The sequence below is a fragment of the Nonomuraea dietziae genome (genome assembly GCF_014195505.1).
Taxonomy (GTDB): Bacteria; Actinomycetota; Actinomycetes; order Streptosporangiales; family Streptosporangiaceae; genus Nonomuraea; species Nonomuraea roseola.
Genome location: NZ_JACIBV010000002.1, coordinates 155445 through 175020, shown reverse-complemented (window position 1 = coordinate 175020; position 19576 = coordinate 155445). Strand labels below are relative to the sequence as shown.

General features: G+C 68.7%; 20 protein-coding genes. 11 read left to right on the top strand and 9 right to left on the bottom strand.

The window, feature by feature from the left end; all coding sequences use genetic code 11:
- Nucleotides 1–62: 62 nt before the first annotated feature.
- Together FHR33_RS43385 and FHR33_RS43380 are read right to left on the bottom strand one after the other, a co-directional pair.
- Nucleotides 63–1505: an MFS transporter gene (locus tag FHR33_RS43385; RefSeq protein ID WP_183660917.1), complete on the bottom strand. Its 1443-nt coding sequence runs from the start codon at nucleotides 1503–1505 to the stop codon at nucleotides 63–65.
- Entirely contained in the window at nucleotides 1502–1831 is a 330-nt protein-coding gene (locus FHR33_RS43380) for a DUF899 family protein (protein ID WP_183660915.1), read from the bottom strand. Before FHR33_RS43380 ends, FHR33_RS43385 begins: the two co-directional genes overlap by 4 nt.
- Before the next feature lie 172 nt (nucleotides 1832–2003).
- On the opposite strand from FHR33_RS43380, the gene FHR33_RS43375 reads away from it, so the two are divergent.
- Nucleotides 2004–2654, top strand: coding sequence for a winged helix-turn-helix transcriptional regulator (locus FHR33_RS43375; protein ID WP_312896041.1), 651 nt, complete (start codon nucleotides 2004–2006; stop codon nucleotides 2652–2654).
- 220 nt (nucleotides 2655–2874) lie between these two features.
- Here the strand turns inward: FHR33_RS43375 and FHR33_RS43370 are convergent, their stop codons facing one another.
- Nucleotides 2875–3546, bottom strand: coding sequence for an HxlR-like winged helix-turn-helix transcriptional regulator (locus FHR33_RS43370; RefSeq protein ID WP_183660913.1), 672 nt, complete (start codon nucleotides 3544–3546; stop codon nucleotides 2875–2877).
- 88 nt (nucleotides 3547–3634) lie between these two features.
- On the opposite strand from FHR33_RS43370, the gene FHR33_RS43365 reads away from it, so the two are divergent.
- The 5 genes from FHR33_RS43365 to FHR33_RS43345 all read left to right on the top strand — a co-directional run bounded on the left by FHR33_RS43365 (nucleotide 3635) and on the right by FHR33_RS43345 (nucleotide 7055).
- Nucleotides 3635–4159 carry a pyridoxamine 5'-phosphate oxidase family protein gene (locus FHR33_RS43365; RefSeq protein WP_183660911.1) on the top strand — a complete coding sequence of 175 codons (525 nt, stop codon included), beginning with the start codon at nucleotides 3635–3637 and terminating at the stop codon, nucleotides 4157–4159.
- Nucleotides 4160–4184: 25 nt separating this feature from the next.
- Nucleotides 4185–4760, top strand: coding sequence for a dihydrofolate reductase family protein (locus tag FHR33_RS43360; protein ID WP_183660909.1), 576 nt, complete (start codon nucleotides 4185–4187; stop codon nucleotides 4758–4760).
- A gap of 125 nt (nucleotides 4761–4885) precedes the next feature.
- The gene (locus tag FHR33_RS43355) at nucleotides 4886–5467 is read left to right on the top strand and encodes a dihydrofolate reductase family protein (RefSeq protein WP_183660908.1); all 582 of its coding nucleotides are present in this window, start codon (nucleotides 4886–4888) and stop codon (nucleotides 5465–5467) included.
- 311 nt (nucleotides 5468–5778) lie between these two features.
- Nucleotides 5779–6216, top strand: a complete 438-nt coding sequence (locus FHR33_RS43350; RefSeq protein WP_183660906.1) for a MarR family winged helix-turn-helix transcriptional regulator — start codon at nucleotides 5779–5781, stop codon at nucleotides 6214–6216.
- Nucleotides 6213–7055, top strand: a complete 843-nt coding sequence (locus FHR33_RS43345; protein ID WP_183660904.1) for an alpha/beta fold hydrolase — start codon at nucleotides 6213–6215, stop codon at nucleotides 7053–7055. The genes FHR33_RS43350 and FHR33_RS43345 overlap by 4 nt, the downstream gene beginning before the upstream one ends.
- A 500-nt stretch (nucleotides 7056–7555) precedes the next feature.
- Here the strand turns inward: FHR33_RS43345 and FHR33_RS43340 are convergent, their stop codons facing one another.
- A complete protein-coding gene (locus tag FHR33_RS43340) occupies nucleotides 7556–8557 on the bottom strand; it encodes an RNA polymerase subunit sigma-70 (RefSeq protein ID WP_183660902.1) in 1002 nt (333 codons plus the stop codon).
- Nucleotides 8558–8693: 136 nt separating this feature from the next.
- On the opposite strand from FHR33_RS43340, the gene FHR33_RS51230 reads away from it, so the two are divergent.
- Entirely contained in the window at nucleotides 8694–9791 is a 1098-nt protein-coding gene (locus FHR33_RS51230; RefSeq protein WP_183660900.1) for an alpha/beta hydrolase, read from the top strand.
- 146 nt (nucleotides 9792–9937) lie between these two features.
- Nucleotides 9938–10609 carry a peroxiredoxin-like family protein gene (locus FHR33_RS43330; protein WP_221242533.1) on the top strand — a complete coding sequence of 224 codons (672 nt, stop codon included), beginning with the start codon at nucleotides 9938–9940 and terminating at the stop codon, nucleotides 10607–10609.
- Between the two features lie 80 nt (nucleotides 10610–10689).
- Here the strand turns inward: FHR33_RS43330 and FHR33_RS43325 are convergent, their stop codons facing one another.
- Nucleotides 10690–11490, bottom strand: coding sequence for an NmrA family NAD(P)-binding protein (locus FHR33_RS43325; RefSeq protein ID WP_312896104.1), 801 nt, complete (start codon nucleotides 11488–11490; stop codon nucleotides 10690–10692).
- Between the two features lie 96 nt (nucleotides 11491–11586).
- Here FHR33_RS43325 and FHR33_RS43320 point away from each other — a divergent pair, with 96 nt between their 5' ends.
- Nucleotides 11587–12369 carry an AraC family transcriptional regulator gene (locus FHR33_RS43320; RefSeq protein ID WP_183660896.1) on the top strand — a complete coding sequence of 261 codons (783 nt, stop codon included), beginning with the start codon at nucleotides 11587–11589 and terminating at the stop codon, nucleotides 12367–12369.
- Nucleotides 12370–12787: 418 nt separating this feature from the next.
- Nucleotides 12788–13966: an L-2-amino-thiazoline-4-carboxylic acid hydrolase gene (locus tag FHR33_RS53020; protein WP_183660894.1), complete on the top strand. Its 1179-nt coding sequence runs from the start codon at nucleotides 12788–12790 to the stop codon at nucleotides 13964–13966.
- A gap of 132 nt (nucleotides 13967–14098) precedes the next feature.
- Here the strand turns inward: FHR33_RS53020 and FHR33_RS43310 are convergent, their stop codons facing one another.
- Entirely contained in the window at nucleotides 14099–15133 is a 1035-nt protein-coding gene (locus tag FHR33_RS43310) for a GlxA family transcriptional regulator (protein WP_312896040.1), read from the bottom strand.
- On the opposite strand from FHR33_RS43310, the gene FHR33_RS43305 reads away from it, so the two are divergent.
- Nucleotides 15116–15736, top strand: coding sequence for an MBL fold metallo-hydrolase (locus FHR33_RS43305; RefSeq protein ID WP_221242532.1), 621 nt, complete (start codon nucleotides 15116–15118; stop codon nucleotides 15734–15736). The genes FHR33_RS43310 and FHR33_RS43305 overlap by 18 nt on opposite strands.
- A gap of 251 nt (nucleotides 15737–15987) precedes the next feature.
- Here FHR33_RS43305 and FHR33_RS43300 read toward each other — a convergent pair whose 3' ends face one another.
- From FHR33_RS43300 to FHR33_RS43290, 3 genes are all read right to left on the bottom strand, one after another.
- Nucleotides 15988–17232: an NAD(P)/FAD-dependent oxidoreductase gene (locus tag FHR33_RS43300; RefSeq protein ID WP_183660890.1), complete on the bottom strand. Its 1245-nt coding sequence runs from the start codon at nucleotides 17230–17232 to the stop codon at nucleotides 15988–15990.
- Between the two features lie 150 nt (nucleotides 17233–17382).
- The gene (locus FHR33_RS43295) at nucleotides 17383–18957 is read right to left on the bottom strand and encodes a PucR family transcriptional regulator (RefSeq protein WP_183660888.1); all 1575 of its coding nucleotides are present in this window, start codon (nucleotides 18955–18957) and stop codon (nucleotides 17383–17385) included.
- Between the two features lie 152 nt (nucleotides 18958–19109).
- Nucleotides 19110–19484, bottom strand: a complete 375-nt coding sequence (locus FHR33_RS43290; protein WP_183660886.1) for a hypothetical protein — start codon at nucleotides 19482–19484, stop codon at nucleotides 19110–19112.
- Nucleotides 19485–19576 lie beyond the last annotated feature (92 nt).

Sequence of the window (19576 nt, the reverse complement as noted above, 5' to 3'; positions counted from 1 at the left end):
GACAGCATCGCCTTCACCGGCCGGGACAAGGCTTCCAGCACTCTCCGCACAGGACAGCGCCTTCATCCGCCGGTCTTCGCGACCTTCGGTTCCGGGGCCGCCGGAGCCGCTGCCTCGGCTGGGCGGCGGCCGGGTGCGAACAGTGCGATGATCATACCGACGAGGGCCATCGCACCGCCCAGGAACAGCGCCGCTCGAAAACCGTCGATGGCCGCCGCCGGCGTGGCGTAGCCGCCGTTCGCCGCGAACATCGCGCCGAGGAAGGCAACGCCGAAGACACCTCCGAGCTCCCGCATGGCGTTGTTGGCACCGGAGGCGACACCCATGTCCTCCATGGGCACCGAGCTGAGAGCCAGATTGATCGTGCTCGGCAGGCTCATGGCGATTCCGATGCCACCGAATGCCAGCGGCGCCAGCAGGACGAGGTACCCGGTGTCCGCGCCGGCCACCGCACCGAGCCAGGCCAGGCCCGCCGCCATGAGAAGCAGACCGCCCACGATGAACGGACGGGCGCCGAACCTGTCGGAGAAGCGGCCCGCGATCGGGGCGACGACCAGCACCATCGCGGTCCACGCGAGGATCCGCAATCCGGCGTCGAGGGCGTTTGCTCCCATCCCGATCTGGAACATCTGCGAGATGATGAACAGCGAGCCGATCAGGCTGAAGTGCATGAAGAAGGCGGATGCGTTGGAGATGGTGAAGCCTCTCGCCCGGAAGTAGCGCAGCGGCAGCACCGGGTGCTCAGCCCGGTGTTCCCAGAACACGAAGGCAACCATCAGCACAACGCCGCCCAGCGCCATGACGACCACTTCCGCGTGCCCCCAACCCAGCCCAGGCGCCCGCACGGCCGCCCAGACCAGCCCGAACAGACCGAGCGAAGCCAGCCCCAGGCCAACGATGTCCATCTTCGGCCGTGGACCGAAGCTCTCCCGCATCAGCGCCGCGGCCAGGATCGTGGCGGCGACCCCGAGCGGCACGTTCAGCCAGAAGATCCACTGCCACGACAGGCCCTCGGTGATGAGGCCGCCGGCCACCGGCCCGGCGGCGACCGCCGCGCCGGAGACGCTGCCCCAGATCCCCATCGCCCGGCCACGCTTGTGCGGTGGGTAGGCGTCGCCGAGCAGCGTGAGGCTCACCGGGATCGCCACCCCGGCCGCAATCCCCTGCAGGACGCGGGCGAGGATGAGAATTTCCACCGAGGGGGCCAGCGCGGCCATGGCCGAGGCCAGTGTGAACACCGCGAGTCCGAACACATAGCTCTTCAAGCGGCCGAAACGGTCGCCGAGCGCGGAGCCGATGAGCATGAGGCACGCGAACGCCAGGTTGTAGGCGTTGACCGTCCACTCCAGGTCGGCCAGGCTCGCGTTCAGCTCTTCCTGGATGGTGGGCAGCGCGGTCACCACCACCATCACGTCCAGTGAGGTCAGGAACGCGGCGACGGACACCAGCGCGAGCGTCCAGCCCGGGCGAAATGGACGGTGCGTCGAAGCGGAGACGCCGTTCATGCCCTGGCCTGCCCGTCTGCCATCGGCATCGCAGTGTGGATCTCGTACTCGTCGTGCAGCCGCCACCACTGGTAGGCGGGGGTCTGCGGCCATCCCTGCGGGGAGTCCTCCCACGTCTCCTGCCTGCCGTAGGGCGTGAGATCGAGCAGATTGAAGTCGGCGCGCAGCCGGTCCACGCCCCGGGCGGTCGTGAAGTAGCTGCGGAAGACGCGGTCGCCGTCACGCAGGAAGACGCTCAGAGACCGGGTCAGGGTCTTCTCCTTGAGGAGCAACTCGTCCCTGGCGGCCTGCCACTCCTCGGGCGACACGATCGGCGGAAGATTCATGGCATCTCCTTGATCCAGACATCACGCCTCCACGGGGTCTGGGAGATCGGGCACGACACGCCCGCCCTGCCGACACAGCAGCGCCCCGGAGGCTCTACCGACGACGGTAACAGCAATACTCCTAATTTAGGAGCTATCACTCCTAAATGTTATAGAGGGCTATCCTGGAGGCGTGGCGGCAAAACGCAGATACGACGATGGGTGCGGTGTGGCGCTCGCGATGGACGTCCTCGGTGAGCGCTGGACGATGCTGATCATCCGTGACCTGCTGCTCGGTCCCCAGCGGTTCGTCGACCTGCAGGCGGGCCTGCCCGACATCAGCCCGAACGTGTTGTCCCACCGATTGCGTGAACTTCAGGAATCGGGCGTGCTCCAGCGCCGCACGCTTCCCCCGCCTGCGGCTTCACGGGTGTACGAACTGACCGACTGGGGAGCCGAGCTGGCACCCATCGTCAGCGCGCTGGGCTTGTGGGGTTCCCGCACACCGATCATGCCCCGTACTGGTGAGATGCGGGCCAACTCGCTCATGCTCTCGCTGCGCTCGACCTTCAGCCCGTCCGATGAGCCGGACTGGAGCGCGAACTACGAGATCCGCATCGGCGCCGACATCTTCGCCGTGCGCGTCATCAGCGGCAGGCTGACGGAGATGGCGCGAGGCCAGGCGGCCGGGCCCGCCGACGCGGCCATCATCACCGACCACAAGACCCTCGGACTGCTGGTGAACCACGAGGAGGATCTGGAGACGTCGGTGGGATCAGGGCGAATGACCCTGGCCGGCGATGTCGGGGCAGCCCGACGGTTCCTGGCGGCGGTGGGACTGTAGGCCGGCCGCGCCTCGGCCCATCTCGCCGGGCCCGATCGGCGGCCGCCCCCGCCGCGGCGACAGGATCGGCGCTGTCCTGGCCGCCGGCGTCCGGCATGTCTGCGTTTGTCTGGCAGGCAGCTGGTGCCGGTCGAGGACCTCACGCTGGACGCGTATCGGCCCTGGGGATCGGGGCGAGGAGCGCAGGAACAGCCATCAGCGGCGAGAATGATCTTGCTCTTCAGGGCATGTCGGCCGGCTGGGGTGCGGGCATGAACGAGGCCAAGAGAAGGTCTGTGAGGCCCTGTTTGGCGTGTTCGTCGCCGCCGAGGTGCAGCGAGCCCGAGTCCAGCGCCGCCGCCAGGGTGATCTGGTGGTCGCAGATGGCGCGGAGGGTGTCGAGGTCGGTGGTGAGGGTGGCGTGGGGTGGCGTGGGTGCGCTGTCGCGGCTGATGTGGAGCGAGTCGTCGGTGACCTCGATGAAGTAGGTGTCGGCGTCGATGTGCAGTTCGTAGACGCCATGGAGATGCGCGGCCTGGGCCGGGTCGAAGCCTGCCTTGATGCTGAGCATGATCGAGTCGATGCCGAGAAGGCCGTCGGGGGCGGTCGCGGTTTGGCTGCCCCAGCGGCCGAGGTAGAGGATGAGCGGTTCCAGCGCGCGCCCCCGGTCGGTGAGTTCGTAGAGGCGGACGCGGGTCGGGGGTGGCAGGTCGCGGCGTTGTACGACGCCGTGCTCGGTCAGGTCGCGTAGCCGCTGGGTGAGCACGTTCGGGCTGACGCCCGACAGGCCGGCGTGCAGATCGTTGAAGCGTTTGGGACCCAGCAGGAGGTCGCGTACCACCAGCAGGGCCCAGCGTTCACCAATGACGTCCAGGCCGCGGGCCACACCGCACGGGTCTCCATAGCTGCGCATGCCGCTCATAATCCGCAGACTACCGTAGGAATCCTAATTCAAGAGCGCCACTTGTTCTTTAGGAGTAGCTTCGCTAGCTTGAGGCCTCATGAGCCTCTCTGACACCCAGACGGCGGACCCGCCGCAGGGCGACGTACGACTGCTGGAGACCCCCACCGCGCAGCGCCTGCTCAACGACTCGACTCTGGTGGCCCGGCTGGCCTACACGGGTAAGGATGGGACACCGCGGCTGATCCCGGTCAACTTCCTCTGGAACGGCGGCGAGGTCGTCATCGGCGCGTTCGCCAGCACCTACAAGATCCGCGACCTGCGCGCCCGTCGTGACGTGGCGATCTGCATCGACACCACCGACGCTCCCCCACAGGCCCTCATGCTGCGTGGGAAGGTCACCCTCACCGAGGTGGAAGGAGTGCTTCCCGAGTACGCCACGATTCAGCGCGCGGGGATGGGCGAGGAGGCCGGGGCCGCCTACCTGACGGCGATCGACCAGCCGGGCCTCCGGATGGTCCGAATCGCACTGCGCCCCACGTGGGTCGGCGTCCTGGACTTCCAGAAGCGCTTTCCGGAGCGGACTCCCGAACCCGTCCTGGCCGCCTTCGGCGCCAACCGATGACTACCTTGAGCAAGGACGTTTGAGAATGGGCAAGATTGTGGTGACGGCGTTCGTCACCCTCGACGGCGTGATCCAGGCACCCGGCCTGCCGGACGAAGACCGCGACGGCGGCTTCAAGGCCGGCGGCTGGACCCAGCCCTACGCCGACCCGGTGGTGGACCATCGCACCACCCAATCGGTGCTGGACGCCGACGCGCTGCTGATCGGCAGGCGGACTTATGAGCTGTTCGCCAGTTACTGGCCCGGCGCCGATCCGGCAGACCCGCGGACCGTCCAGCTCAACAGCCAGCCCAAGTACGTGGCCTCCCGCACCCTGCAGACCGTCGACTGGAACAACTCCACCCTGCTGCGGGGAGACGTCACCGAGCAGGTCACCCAGCTGAAACAGCGGCACGACCACATCAGCATCTGGGGCAGCAGCCAGCTGATCACCACGCTGCTGCCCGCCGGACTCATCGACGAATTCGTACTGCTGACCTACCCCACCGTGATCGGTGGCGGCAAGCGGCTGTTCAACGCCGGCACCCCGTTGAACCTGGAACTGACCGACACCACCACGGCATGGACCGGAGTGGTCATCTCCACCTATCGACGGACCTGATCGACGGCGCCTCCTGGTGCCGCAAGAGGGATCACGTCGCAGTTGCCGGCCGTGCAGACGGCTTCGGAAATCAACACCGGTCCGGCAAGACGCCAAGTTCAACGCACCGCGACGGAGAATGAAAGATGCGCAAGATCATTGTGTCGATGTGGACGACGCTCGACGGATTCGTCGCCGGTCCGCGAGACGAAATGGACTGGTTGCAGATCGACGAGCAGGTGCTCAGGTATGAGCGGGAGCTGGTGGAGGGCTCCGGTGGCCTGCTGCTGGGGCGAATCACGCACGCCGACTTCGCCGGCCATTGGCCGCGGGCCGCACAGGACCGTGAGGAAGCGGAGGAGGTGCGGAGATACGCCCGACGGGTCGACACCATGGAGAAAATCGTCATCTCCGCTTCGGGAAGCATCGCGGCGTGGCAGAACACCCGCAGACACGAACGCGTCGACCCGGACGAGATCATCGAACTCAAGCGCGGCCACGGTGGGGACATCGTGGTCTACGGCAGCCTCGGGGTGATCGGGTCTCTCGTTGAGCTCGGGCTCGTCGACGAGTTCCATCTGCTGGTACATCCCGTGTTCCTGCGCGACGGCAAGGCTCTGTTCGAGGGCGGCCGACCACCGCAACGGCTGGAGCTGATCTCCGCCGAGCCGTTCACCTCAGGAGTCGTCCTGATGAAGTACCGGCCGGTCGACCGCGCCGCCTCCTGAGTTCCGACGCGGCCGGCGATACGGCATCGTCGGGCGCGCTCGGCCTGGGCGGCCATGCGCGTTGGAGGGCCTACCAGGCGGACAGCACAAGAATCTGATCTTGTCGATAATCGCGGCCATTGCCGGGAGCCAGGCGGAGCATCTCCCAGATTTCCAGCAGGACATCGATCTCGGGGTCGGATAGGGCGTCGATCTGGGCTTTGGTGACGTCGACCGCGTCGCCCAGTCGCGCGGCTCCCGGTCTCGCGCCTGTGCCGGCAAGCTCCGGATCGAACCTTGCAATGCTAAGTTAGCATGCTAAGTTATAGGACGTGGAACGCAACCTCAGCCTCAACCTGCACGTGCTCGTCGCCCGCCTTGACCGAGCGGCCGACCGGATCCTGCGGGCCGAGCACAACATCTCCTACAGCCGCTTTCTTGCGCTGACCCTGGTAGGCGAGCTGGGCGTCTCAACGCAACGGGCCCTTGCCGACGGCCTGGGTGTGACCGAGCCGTCGGTGAGCCGCATGACCGCCGTCCTTGCCAGCGAGGGGCTTCTCGATGTCCAGCCCGACCCTGCGGGTGGGAACCGCCGGCGGCTCACCCTCACCGACCAGGGAAAGCAAGTCGTGGCCTCGCTGCGCCAGGAGTTCGAGGAAAAGCTGGCCGCCCTGGTCGCACACAGTGGTGTGCCCTACGCCGAGTTCGCCGAGCACACCGCGACGCTGCTCGCGACGTTGGACCGCGTGGAACGGGAGTCAACCAAATGAAGCAGGCCAACCAGATCCCGCAGACGCATCAGCGCACGGTCTCCTCCACCGACGGCACGCCGATCAGCTATCAAACGATAGGCGCAGGGCCGGGCCTCATCGTGCTCGGCGGCGCTCTGCGAACCTCGCAGGACTACCTGCCGCTGGCCTCCGCTCTGGCCCGCTCCTTCACTGTGCACGTCGTCGACCGGCGAGGACGCGGCGCCAGCGGCCCTCAGGGGCCCCAGTACACCCTGGGCAAGGAAGTGGAAGACCTGCTGGCCGTCCAGGCGGAGACCGGCGCGCGGCTGGCGTTCGGCCACAGCTACGGCGGCCTTGTCGTCCTTGAGACCGCACGGTCGTTCCAGGTGTTCGAGCGCATCGCGGTCTACGAGCCCGGAGTTCCCGTCGGCCCCGTTTCCACAGACTGGATGGCCCCTTACCGGGAACGGCTGTCCGCAGGCGATCCCTATGGCGCGTTCGTCCATTTCATCAAAGGCTCGGGCGGCGCGCCGGCCTTCGTGTCCAAGCTGCCGTACTGGTATCTGCGGATGGCGTTGCGTGTCGGGTTCCGCGGGCCGAGTTGGCAGCGGATGCGGCCGCTTCTGGAGGCCAACCTGGCCGAGCACGAGCAGATGGCGGGCCAACAGGGCCGGCTTGCCGCGTTCACGGCCGTCACCGCTCCGGTCCTGCTGCTGTGCGGGGGTCGTACGCCGCGCGCGACCAGAGCGGAGTTCGATGCTGTACGCGACACCCTTCCCCAGGTCACGCTCGAAAGCGTGCCCGGCCTTGACCATTTCGGGCCGGAAGGGAAAACGGCCCCGGTTGTGGCCGAGCGCACCCTGCAGTTCCTCCTTTGACGTTCAGCCCGAAGACAGCCCCCGCCCGGTCCAGACCTTTCCCTTCCATCTGTGGTGACGCACAGCTGTCGCCAGGGCATCGAAGCGCCGGTGCCCGACGCCGACCACAACCTGCGGCCGCGCCCTCGAGCCTGTCATTCAGACGTGGGACGATCCTGTCGCCTTCTCCCACGTCCGGACGCGCAGGCTGTTGGCCGTGGCCGCGGCGAGTGCGCGCCCGGACAGCCCTGTCGCGATCGGTGACCGCTACCTGCCCCGGCGTCTCCTCCTTGCCGGTGCACGCTGGAGATCACCGTCCACGCTTGGGACGTCGCCTGGTCCTGTAGACGCGCCCAGCCCGTTCCGCCCTCGTTGGCCGCCGGGGTCCTGGAGCTCCTCCCTCTGGTTTTGACCACAGGTATCAGCCACTTGCAGCATGACCCGCCCTTACCCGTTCCCGATGGAGCCGGCCCAGGCGACCGACTCATGGCGCGGTTCGGACGGCGCGTCTCGTCGTGACCTCACAACAGCGCGCTCGGTATGCCGAACGAAGGAATCAGGTCTTCCTTACCGAACACGGTGATCCGGCTGATGCCGCCCGGCGTGACGGTGAGGACAGCGAGGCCGAAGGCGTCGTAGGTGCCGTTCTCCCCGCGTAGGTAGGCGGCAGCGGCGGGCTGCCCGTTGGCCTGGACGGGAACCATCCGCCAGGTTCCGGGAGAACCCAGCGCCCGGGCGAGGTGACGCAGGCAGGTGTCCAGCCCGGAGAACCACGTGGAGTAGCCGACCATCTCCAGCGCGGCGTCCTTGCGCAGGGCCCGTTCCAGAGCCGCCAGATCCGCCTTCTCGAAGGCGGTCATGTACTGCTCCAGCAGGTCCTGGACACCATGCTCGGTGAGTTTCTCGTGCGTGGCGTCGAGGTCGGTCAGGGCGGCGCGAGCGCGCTGCAGCGAGCTCTTGACCGCGGCCACGGAGGTCTCCAGCATGGCCGCCACGTTCACGGCAGGGAACTCCAGCACCTCGCGCAGCAGGTAGACCGCCCGCTGCCGCGGCGTCAGCTTCTGGAGGCTGGCAATGAGCGCGAGGCGCAGCTGTTCGCGCGAGGTGACGATGGAGGCGGGGTCGCCCGGGCCGGGCGTGACCATCGTGTCGGGGATCGGCTGCAGCCAGAGCACGTCTCCGCCCGCCGCTTCGGGTGGGGCATCGGGATCGCCGAACGCCGCCCCGAGGCCGGAGGGCAGCTCACGCCGGCTGCGTTGCTTGCGCTCGTTCAGGCAGGCGTTGGTGGCGATCGTGTAGAGCCAGGTGCGCAGAGAGGAGCGGCCTTCGAACTTCTCAAAGCCGCGCCAGGCGCGCAGGTAGGTCTCCTGCACCAGATCTTCGGCTTCGTGCACCGAGCCCATCATGCGGTAGCAATGCGCCAGCAACTCGCGACGGTATGGCTCCGCGAGCGCGGCGAACTCCTCGTGCGTGCTCACCGTGGTCCTCTCCCGCCTGTTGTGTCGACTCTCGCTGAGCCTCACCAATGAGGACCATCCAGGGCGGCAAAAGGAATCGCCGCCGAGCAGTCCAGGCCGCGCCTGGCCCTGCGTGCCGAAGCCGCTCCGGGCTCCTCACGGGAGCAGCGATTCCTTCTCAGCGTGCGGTCTGTCTCTATGGGTGAAAGCCTCGCCGAAACAGCGCACGCCCCGGCGAGAAGCCCTGCACATCCATACCTGTGTCGCCTACGGCATGGGTGTCGCTTGCCTGCTGCACGCAGGCGACCACTCAAGGAAACCGACGCCGTCCCCTCCCACGCATTCATGGTGTGACGGCGTACACCGCAAAGGAACTCTGCACATGACAGGCAAGACTGATTGGCTGACCGAGCACTACCGGCAGGTCAACGCGGCGTTCGCGCAGAATCCGCCGATCTCGCTGGAAGAGTCCCGCGACCTCAATGACCACTGGAGCGACGCGACCACCGAACCTGGTGGGGTCGACTATGTCGAGGTGGACGCGGGCGGCGTGCCGGCCATGTGGGCGACGCCGAAGGCCAGTGTGGAAGATCGGGTGCTTCTGTGCCTGCACGGAGGTGGGTTCATCGGCGGTTCGATGTACACCCATCGCAAGATGTTCGCGCATCTGGCCAAGGCCGTCGGTGCCAGGGCCCTCATCGTCGACTACCGCCTGACGCCCGAGCACCAGCACCCCGCCCAGATCAACGACACCTCCGCAGCCTACCGTTGGCTGCTCGATCAGGGCATCAAGGCAGAGCACATCGCCGTCACCGGCGACTCGGCAGGCGGCGGGCTCAGCGTGCAGACGATGCTGCACGCCCGCGACCACGGGCTGCCCGTCGCGGCGGCCGTGATGCCGCTGTCGCCCTGGTTCGACATCGAGAACGGTGGCCAGACCCGCACGACCAACCGGATGACGGACGTCCTGTTCGGCGGCGAGACACCGATGAATCTGGAGTTCCTGGTACAGATCCTGCTGGGCGAGCACGGCGACCCCAAGGACCCGGCCATCAACGCTCTCTACGCCGATCTGGCCGGCCTGCCCCCGCTGTACATCCAGGTCAGCAGCACCGAGATGATCCTCGATGACAGCCACCGGCTCGCCACACTCGCCGAAAAGGAGGGCGTGGAGGTCAAGGTAGAGATCTTCGAAGACCAGCAGCACACCTGGCACATGGGCGCCGGCCGCGCCCTGGCCGCCGACGAGGCGATCAGGAAGCTGGCGCAATGGGTGCGCCCCCGGCTCGGCCTCGCCTGACGCCACATACCTGAAAGCCCCTGGGCGGCCATCTTCGCCGGCCGAGATGCCCGCCCAGGCTCCCTCCCTTCCCCGTGCACCGTCCACCCGTACGACCTGGTCAGTCGACCACGCCCGACTCACTCACTCGTTCATAAGGGGCTCCTATGACGATCCACACGCATGACACCTCGATCGCCGAGCAGGCGCAGAAACTGACGGCGACCATGATGAGCCAGGCACCCGCCGGCGCGCTCAGCCCGTTCACCGCCGAACAGGCTGCACTGCGAGCCGCGGGGGTCCCGGCCGGGCTCGCCCCGCTGGGCTTCATGGTGCCCGACATGCCCCTCGTCGATGTCAACGGCCAATCGACGTCGCTGTATGCGATGACGGGCGGCCGGACGGCTGTGCTGGTGTTCTACCGGGGGGTGTGGGGACCGTACTGCAACCTGGCGCTGCGGACGTACCAGAAGCGGCTACTGCCGCAGCTGGCCAACCGTGGCGTGGAACTGGCGGGTATCAGCCCTCAGACCTTCCAGGGTTCGCTGGCCATGCGGCAGCAGAATGAGCTGACGTTTCCGGTCTTTTCTGACGTGGGAAACCGGCTGGCCGCCGGTCTCGGCATTCTCACGCAGCCTACGCCGGACGCCCTCGCATCCCTGGCCCGGCTGGGCATCGACGTGGCCGCCGCCAATGCCGATGGCACGGTGACGGTGCCGATGCCCACTGTCGCCATCATCGACGGCGCTCATGTTCTCCGATGGATCAGTGTCCACCCCGACTACACTTCGCGAACCGAGGTTCCGGACATCATCGCCGGCCTCGACGCCTTGACCTAGAGCTCTACCACCCCATCCCCACGAGCACTTGAGTCTTCGTCAGCAGGCTCTTGGAGATCACTCGGGGATGTCGGCACGATCTAGCGCCATGCGGACACGGCCCGAGCGACATAGGTGTCGAAGTCGATCGGAACGCGTCCGAGCACACGCCGCACGTCGTCACACGGCTCGGCGTAGAGGCCCTCGCGCATCACAGCGAACAGCGCGTTGAGCTCCGCCGCGGCTTCCTCGGAAGCTCCCTGCGCCAGGAGTTCGTCCCGGTACTGCTCCGGAGTGAGCTCCTCGTACCGGATGGACCGTCCCGACGCCTTGGCGATGGCCGCCACAGCCGCGCCGAAGGTCAGCGCCCGGGGCCCGGACAGGGTGTACACCTGCTCGTGATGGCCATCCTCGGTGAGCGCCGCCGCGGCGACGTCGGCGATGTCCTGAGTGTCGATGAACGGCTCCGGCGTGTCCCCGATGGGCAGGGCCAGCCGTCCCTCGCGCAGCGGGGCCAGCCAGATCTGCGGGTCGTCGAAGTTCTGGTTGAAGTTGTTCGCGCGGATGATCGTCCACTCCGCACCGGAGTCGCGCACGGCCCGTTCCGCCGCGGCCATGCCGAGCAAATCCCCGGGAAACTTGTCGATCTCGCGGCCGGACAACGCCACGAACCGGCGCACACCCGCCTCGGTCGCCTGCTTCACGAACACCTCGGCGGACTCCGGTTCCTGCGGCGCGACCAGGTAGAGCGCTGACGCGCCCGCTACCGTGGCCGCCCACGTGTCCTGATCGGACCAGTCGAACCGCGTTCCGCTCGTCCGGGTCGCGACGCGGACGTCCTCGCCGCGCCCGCGCAACGTGTCCACCAGGCGGCGCCCGGTCTTGCCCGTTCCGCCCAACACCACAATCGTCATGCCCACGAGTCAAGCGGTTCGGCACGGTCACGGACATGGTTCAGCGTCCGGGGCACATGTCCGATCGTCCGTAGACTTGGCTGCATGGATCCGGTCGATGATCTGCTGCGCACTGTCCGGTCGGAAGGCGCCGGAGTCAGCGTCGAGGAGTTGACGCCACCACGGCGCCTCACCGGCGATGCGGCCCTGACCTTGCTCGCACCGATTCAAGGCGTGACGGAGCTGGCAGACAGCGTCGTGCGCGTCGGCGAGACAGCGATTGTGCGCGGACCGTTCACCGCCCACTCGCACGAACACACTGTCCTACTCGTCGCGGCGTACAACGTGCGCGGGGCCGTGGCACACCGGCTGCTGGACATACTGCCGCCGATGCTGGTGCTGCCGGACGGCGACGACTGCACGGCGATGCGAGACTTCCTGGCGTCGCAATCCGCCTCGTGCGCGTCCGGTCAGCAGGTCGTGCTGGACCGGCTGCTCGATTGGCTGCTGGTGTGCACGCTGCGTGCCTGGTTCGACCAGCAGCCCGCAGCCCCCGTCGGATGGCACGACGAGACGCTGGGCCCGGTGCTGCGTGCGATGCACGCGGCGCCCGGCAGGCCGTGGACGCTGGCCGCGCTGGCCGACACGGCGGGCGTGTCGCGGACCACGCTCGCCGAACGGTTCGTCAAGGTGGTCGGCACGCCGCCGCTGACGTATCTGAAGGACTGGCGGATGACGTTGGCCGCCGATCTGCTGGCCGAGTCGACCTCGACCGTCGCCGCGGTCGCCCACCAGGTCGGGTACGCCGACGCGTTCGGATTCAGCACGGCCTTCAAGCGCTTCCACGGAGTCAACCCCACCGAGTGCCGCACGGCCTGCCGGACGTGACTGCGAAGCGGCGGGCGGCATCGTGGCCGGGGCTGGACGGGGAGGACGCCTGAGCCGCGTTCGTGCCCTTTCTCAACGTCGACACCGAGATCGCGCTGCGGCAGCTCCCACACCACCGCGGCGAGCGGTTCGCCGGCGCGGTGGAACCACAGGCCCGCTCCTGTCCGCGGCCACATCACCTGAAGAGGCTCCGCCCGGACCATCCCAGACCCCGCACTCAGCACCCAAAGGCCTCTGCCAGCAGGCTCTGAGACGGTCGAAGGCGATGAGTGGACGGTGAGCGTGGATTCCACCCGTGGTGAGGGCCCATCAGCACGCCGCCGGAGCGCGGCATGCGCCACCGGCCGACCTCCCGCCGAAGGGGGGAGGTCGTAGATCACGGAACGGGTAAGCAGCGTTGAGGCGCTGGGCCGTTCCCGTGGTGGCCGCCGACCGGCGTTGTCGTCCCCTGGCTCGGATCGTCAGTCCCGGTCAGCATGGGGACAGCCCGTATGTCCGGCGTGTGCTGGAGCGGATCCGGATTCCACGCCGAGGGCTGGGCCGTCCTCGTGAGCGGCCGGCGCGGGTACTGGCGGACAAGGCATACTCCTCCCGCGACAACCGGGCCAACCTGCGCAGGCGCGGCATCAAAGCGGTCGTCCCGATCAAGAAGGATCAGCAGGCCAACCGGCTGAAGCGGGGCAGCGCGGGCGGACGCCCGCCCGGCTTCGACGCCCTGGATCATGGGTTCGGCCGCCGGATGGACATGATCGTCGGAGGCGTGCCACACTGGCGGCGACAATCAACACAAGCTTGTCAGCGCCTGGTCGGTCGGTGGAGTGCGCTGGCGTGCTCGCTCGGTCGCGAGCACGACCAGTCACGCCTTCACGCGGGATCACGGTCGTGTACGCGCCGAGCCGTACACGAAAGGACCATCATGTCCACCGACCAGTTCGGGCTCGCCGAAGGCGACTACGTCCCCGATCCCGATCGCGACACGACGCTGCTCATTGACGCGTTCTACGATCACCTCGCCGCGACCCTGCTCGAGTACGCACTTCCCAGCGATCTCACGACAGCCATGCGGGCACGTCAGGGCGAACTCGAAGCCGCGAATCAGCACCTGATCGTCGATGAACCCGCCCGCCACAACCTGCGCATGACCCTGGCCCTGGTGGCTGCCTACGAATTCCTCCTGCCCAGGCTGGGCCGGCAGACGGCCATCGCCGCCGTGCGTGCGGCTTTCGTCGAACCGCTCGGCGACACCATGAAGGAGGGCACCCGGGCGATGCTGGACACCGCGCCGGACGCCTTCCAAGCCATGGTCGAGCTGAGCAAATCGCGCGAAGAGTACGCGTTCGGGAAAGGGTTCGTCTTCGCCAGGCCGGTCGACGACGACAAGCGCTATCACGTCGACGTGCGTCGGTGCTTCTACCACGACGTTCTGGTCGCCAACTCGGCGCCGGAACTGACCCCGGTCATGTGCGCGTTCGACGCGAACTGGATCGAGGCCATCGCGCCCGACAGGCACGGCTTCCACTTCGATCGCCGCACCACCATCGGAACGGGCGGCACGCATTGCCCATTCCATTTCAGCCGGAGCCAAGAAGCGGGCTGACACCCTCATAGCCCCACCTTTGGGGGGCTCCTTCCCATCCGGGACGGAGCCCCCGAGTGCTCCGCGATCCGACTCAATGATCCACGGGACACGTCCTAGGAGTCCGACGCCATTGAGGCGGCGGTGGCGTGTTCACAACTGGCTGAAGGCTCGCCGATATGCGCGAGGCGACACGCCACGGCGCTGAATGAACAACTCGCGGAGCACGGAGACCGAACCGATGCCGACCTGGTGGGCGATCTGTTCGACCTGCAGGTCGGTGATCTCGAGCAGTTCCTCGGCGCGATCAAGTCGTCGTGTGCGCAGCCATGCGTACGGTGTGGTTCCTGTCGCCCTCCTGAAACGCCGGGCGAACGTGCGGGGGCTCATGAGCGCCTGGGCCGCCAGGTCGTTGACCGACAGCGGCTTGTCCAGGTTCTGCCGCGCCCAGTCCAGCACGCCCGCGAGCCGTTCATCACCACCGTCGGTCGGCACGGGGACGGGAATGTACTGGGCCTGGCCTCCGTCGCGGTGGGGGGCGACGACGATCTCGCGGGCGATGACGTTGGCGATCGCCGCGCCGTGTTCGCGGCGCAGCAGGTGGAGGCAGAGGTCGATCCCGGCGGCCGCGCCGGCGCCGGTGACGACGGCGCCCTCGTCCACGTAGAGGACCTCCGGCATGACGGTGACGTCCGGGTGGCGAGTGGCCAGGTCGCCGGCCAGGCTCCAGTGAGTGGTGGCGCGGCGACCGTCGAGCAGACCCGCGGCCGCCAGGACGAAGGACCCCGTACAGAAACTCGCGACGATCGAACCCCGCTCGCGAGCGGCGCGGATCGCGTCCACCACGGCGGATGAAGGTGCGTCTTGCGGAGCCGCGTCGTCCGCGGGGATCACGATGATCAGATCCGCTCGAGCGAGGTGGTTCAGCCCGAACTCGACATGGAGCGGAAGGCCGAGGTCGGTACGCACATTGCCGGGCCGCTCCGCACATACGAAGAACTCGAAGGCGGGCAGGCCCAGTGGCGTGCGGTCAGCGAAGACCTTGCCCACCAGCCCGAGGCTGAAGGCGCTCACCCCTTGCATGGCGAAGGCAGCGATCGAACGGAAAGGGCGCACCACCGCATCATGGCAGAAATCCGGCGAACATCCGCAGTCTTGCCACTTCCGGCCGTGGACCGGCCGTTCCACACTCGTCATGAAACACAGAAAGAGGTGAACATGACGGATCTCACGGCCAGCGCGGTTCAGACCGTCCTGCATGAGGGGTACGGCAGCGCAGGAGTGGCCAGCACGGTCGGCTATGTCGAAGACGGCGATGTCCGGCTGGTGATCGATCCCGGCATGGTGCGTAGCCGATCGTTGATCCTCGACCCGCTGACTGCTCGGGGAGTGGCACCGGATCAGGTCACCGACGTGGTGTTCAGTCACCACCACCCCGACCACACTCTCAACGCGGCCCTGTTCCCCAACGCCAGGTTCCATGACCACTGGGCGATCTACCGCGACGATGAGTGGATCTGGAGGGACGCCGAGGGCTACCGGCTCAGCCCAGGGATCATGTTGATCCGCACGCCGGGACACACCTTCGAGGACATCACCACCCTTGTCGGGACGCGCGAAGGCATCGTCGCGTTCACGCACGCCTGGAACGACGCCACCTCGCAGGGAGACAGGCACGCCGTCGACATGGACGCGCTCCGCACCGCACGCAAGCGGGTGGTGTCCGTCGCGGACATCATCGTGCCCGGCCACGGCCCCGCTTTCATCCCCGGACCGGAAACACCACTCTGACGGGAGACCGGCAGCCCCTCGCACACGAAACCGGACATGAGGCAGAGCAGTCCCCGCAGCCCGTCCTCACCAACGACGACCTTCAGGTCCGCGGTTACCGGACGCAAGCCCGAACGATCCGCTGGCGTTCGGTGCGGTTCGCCTTCGACGGCGCCAAGGTCACTTGATGCGCGGCTGACCACGGACCCGGATGGGCCTTCCGCAGGTGGAGGGGCGGAGACGGGCTGGACGCCTTGGCGAGGCGGTCTGTGTCAGCGGAGGGGGTCGAAGTCGGCCAGGGCGGCGGGTTGCTTGCCGGTGGTGATCTGCTCGGCGAGCAGCCGGCCGGTGATCGGGCCGTGGGCCAGGCCCCACATGCCATGGCCGCCTGCCACGTAGACGGTGGGAGCCACCGTCGCGCCGATGAGCGGTCGTCCGTCCGGAGTGACGGGGCGGGGCCCCACCCAGACGTCGCTACGTTCCTCCCAGCGCACCCCCTGCAGGAGCGGGCGGGCGGAGGCGATGATGGCCTCCAGCCGGGCGGAGACCTGCGGGGCGTCCGGGTCACGGAACTCCATGGTGCCCGCCACTCGCAGCCCGCCCTGGTAGGGCGTGCACGCCACCCGGACGTCGGGCAGGTAGAGGGGGCCTGGCACGGGGTGATCGACCGGTACGGTGAAAGAATAGCCGCGGCCGGCCCGTACCGGGACCCGCACGCCCCACTGCCGGGCCAGGCGGGGCAGCCAGGCGCCGGTGGCCAGCACCACCGCGTCGGCGGTCAGGACGGTGCCCTTGGCCGAGCGCAAGATCACCTTTCTGTCGTCGGTGCGTATCTCGGCGACCTCGACGGCGTCCACGGTGGCGCCGCGTCGCATGACGGCCTTGCCGAGCGCGTGCACGAAGGCGCCCGGGTCGACGTAGCACTGGCCGTCGATCCGCACGCCTGCCGTGAGGGCCTCGCCTGCGAGCGGTGCGTGCGCGGCGAGCTGGTCTCCGTCCAGCACGGTGTGCTCGACCTGCTGCCCGACGGCTTGGAGCCTGCGCAGCTCGCTCAGCAGGCCCTCGGCCTGGCGAGGGGTGCGGAAAGCGGCGGTGATCGGCGCCGCGACGATCGGTGCGGACACGCCGTCGGCGGCGAGCACCTCGTACGCTTCGACGCATTCGTCGTTGAGCGGCAGGTTGGCGCGCGCGGCACGGGTCCAGGAGCGCCAGTGGCTGTTGGCGGCGAAACGGGCCAGGAACCTCCACAGGCCAGGGTCGAGGCTGGCGGGCACGTGCAGCGGCGCGGCCGGGTTGAGCAGCGAGCGCAGGCCGTAGCGCAGCACGCCGGGCTCGTTCAGCGGGATCGCCAGGCCAGGCGCGATCCATCCGGCGTTGCCCCAGGATGCGCCGGCCGCCACGCCGCCGCGGTCGACCACGCTGACCTTGACGCCGCGCTCCTGCAGGAACCACGCGGTCGACAGGCCCACAATGCCCGCGCCCACCACGATCACCGATCGCGGCCAATTGTCGACCATGCTCAACCTCCAACGGTACGGATGCCGGTGTCGCAGCCAGCATGGCCGGGGCGGCGACCGGCGACGTTGTGCGCGGGAGACAATCGCGGCGGCGCGGTTGTGGATCCGGGACAACGCCACTGCGGAAACCGTTGACAGGTCTGCGTCAGGTCATCGGCGCGGTTCGTCCGCGGCGGCGGCCAGCATGATGGTCATGGCCAGGCGCTGGCGGGCGTCGCCCAGGTCGAGCGGGGTGAGCTCGCCCATCTTGCGCAGCCGGTTGCGGACGGTGTTGGGATGCACTTCGAGACGGTCTGCGGCCAGGGTGAGGTCGCCCTGGCACTCCAGCCAGACCCGCAGGGTGGCGGCGAAGTGGGTGCCGTGGCTGCTGTCGTGCCGCAGCAGCGTGGAAACCGGTCCGCGGGCCGGGATCCGGCCGGTACGCGCGGTCGCGCGCAGCCGCCGCAGCAGGATGTCGTCCCAGGAATCGTCATAGGCGGGCGGGACGGCGCCGGGTTCGGCGCTCTCGTGCAGCGCCAGGCATTCGTCGGCCTCCTGGCGGCCGGAGGGCAGCTCCGTGACCTCGGCGGGTGCGCTGATCCCGGCCGTGACGCGCACGCGGGTGGGCAGTTCGGCGTGCAGGGTTCTGATCCAGCGCCGGGCCGCCTCGGCGGGCTCCGCGGGTTCGGCGGGCAGGAGGGTGTAGAGCGTGTCGCCGAGCAGCGCGCTGCGTCCCGGCCGGGACCAGCCGAAACCGGCGGTGGCCTCTTCGAAGGCCAGCAGCAGCGCGGCGTGCCGGTCATCGGGCGTGTACGCGCGGATCGCGATGACCCGCATCGTCCGGGGTGCCAGGCCGAGCCGGCTGATCGCCGTCGCGGCGTCGACGCTGCCCTCCAGCAGCCGGATGACCAGGTTGGACTCCACCTGCCGCTCCAGGTCGGCGCTGGTGCGGGAGCGCAGCAGGTGCAACGCCACGGTGAGCGCGCCGTCGGCCAGCGCGTGGCGGTGGGCGCCGGTCAGCGGCCGCTCGCACGTCACCCACACCGAGCCGAGCAGCTCGCGGCCCGCCCGCACCGCCACCGCCATCCGCCCTGTCAGGCCGTGACCGGCATCGGGGGGCACGAACACCGGTTCATCCGTCGCCGCCAGCCGGGCGAGAATCCCTTGCTGCTGGAACAGCTCACGGAGGCGATCGGGGACCCGGCGGGCGAGGATGGTCTCCAGCCGGGCCGGATCGCCGGCCTGCTGGGAGCGGGAGTAGGCCAGCACCCGCGAGTGCCGGTCCTCGATGGTCACCGCTCCGCCGATGACGTCGGCCAGATTGTCGGCCAGGGCGAACAGGTCGGTCGGGCCGCGTCCCGAGGCGGTCTCGCGGCTTTCCAGCACCAGCCCGTACACCACGCCGGCCAACTGGCTCCACGAGACGGCGGGGTCGGCCAGCAGCACGGCCACGCCGTGCCGGTGGCCGAGCGCGGCGGCCTTTCGCTCGACGTCCGCTGCGCCCGCGCCCTCGGTGTCAGGGGCGGGGCGGACCAGGACCGCCGCGGCCCTGGCCGCGGCTGCCCACCGCACCGCCTCGTCGATCGAACAGGTGCCGACGGCCAGGAGCAGGTCGCCCGCGACGTGATGTTCGCAAGCCTCCGGCATCGCCACGCTGCGCAGCCATGCCGAACGTGCCTCGGGACGGCCGAACAAGCGCACGCCGTATCCGCCGAGCACGTTCACCAGGCGGTCCACTGTGATCAAGGTCAGCTCCGGATCGTCGAAAACGAGGGGGCGGCCAGGGCCGCCCCCGCGTGGCCGCCGGTACCCCGGCCAGAGTGCGGCGGTGGGCGTGCGGCATGCGTGGTCGGACTCCGCAGCGGGGTGGCCGCGGAGCCGGGCGGGGAAGATGTCGGCTAGGTGCGCGGCGGGCTGCGCGATCCCGCGGTGCGGTGCGCGAGCTGCTGGGGATCGCGGAGCGTGTCCGTGTCCGAGCCCGGTGACGGCAGCAGCGCCAGATGGGGGAGCGTGCCGTGGCGTTCGCCGCGCACGGGCGGCCACAGCGACAGCACGTGGTGCTCGCGGGCGCCGCCCGCCTGCGGCGGGAGGGCGGACAGTTCGGTGTCCCACCCGACCAGGCTCCATGCCGGACCGGAGGTCGAAATCTGCCCAACTGCGGGGCCGCCGCTCGCCCAGCCCGAAACGCCGGCCAGTGCCAGGGACAGCAGGACCAGGCCCATCACGCCGGCGAACGCGATGGACCTTTGTGGCGTTCTCCACGGTCCCGTCATAGGGCCGACCATAGCCCAGGCCACCGGGAAAGGCGTGTCAGGCCGCCACCGGTGGTGCGGGGGAGCGCGGCCACCGCGGGCTGCGGGTCGCC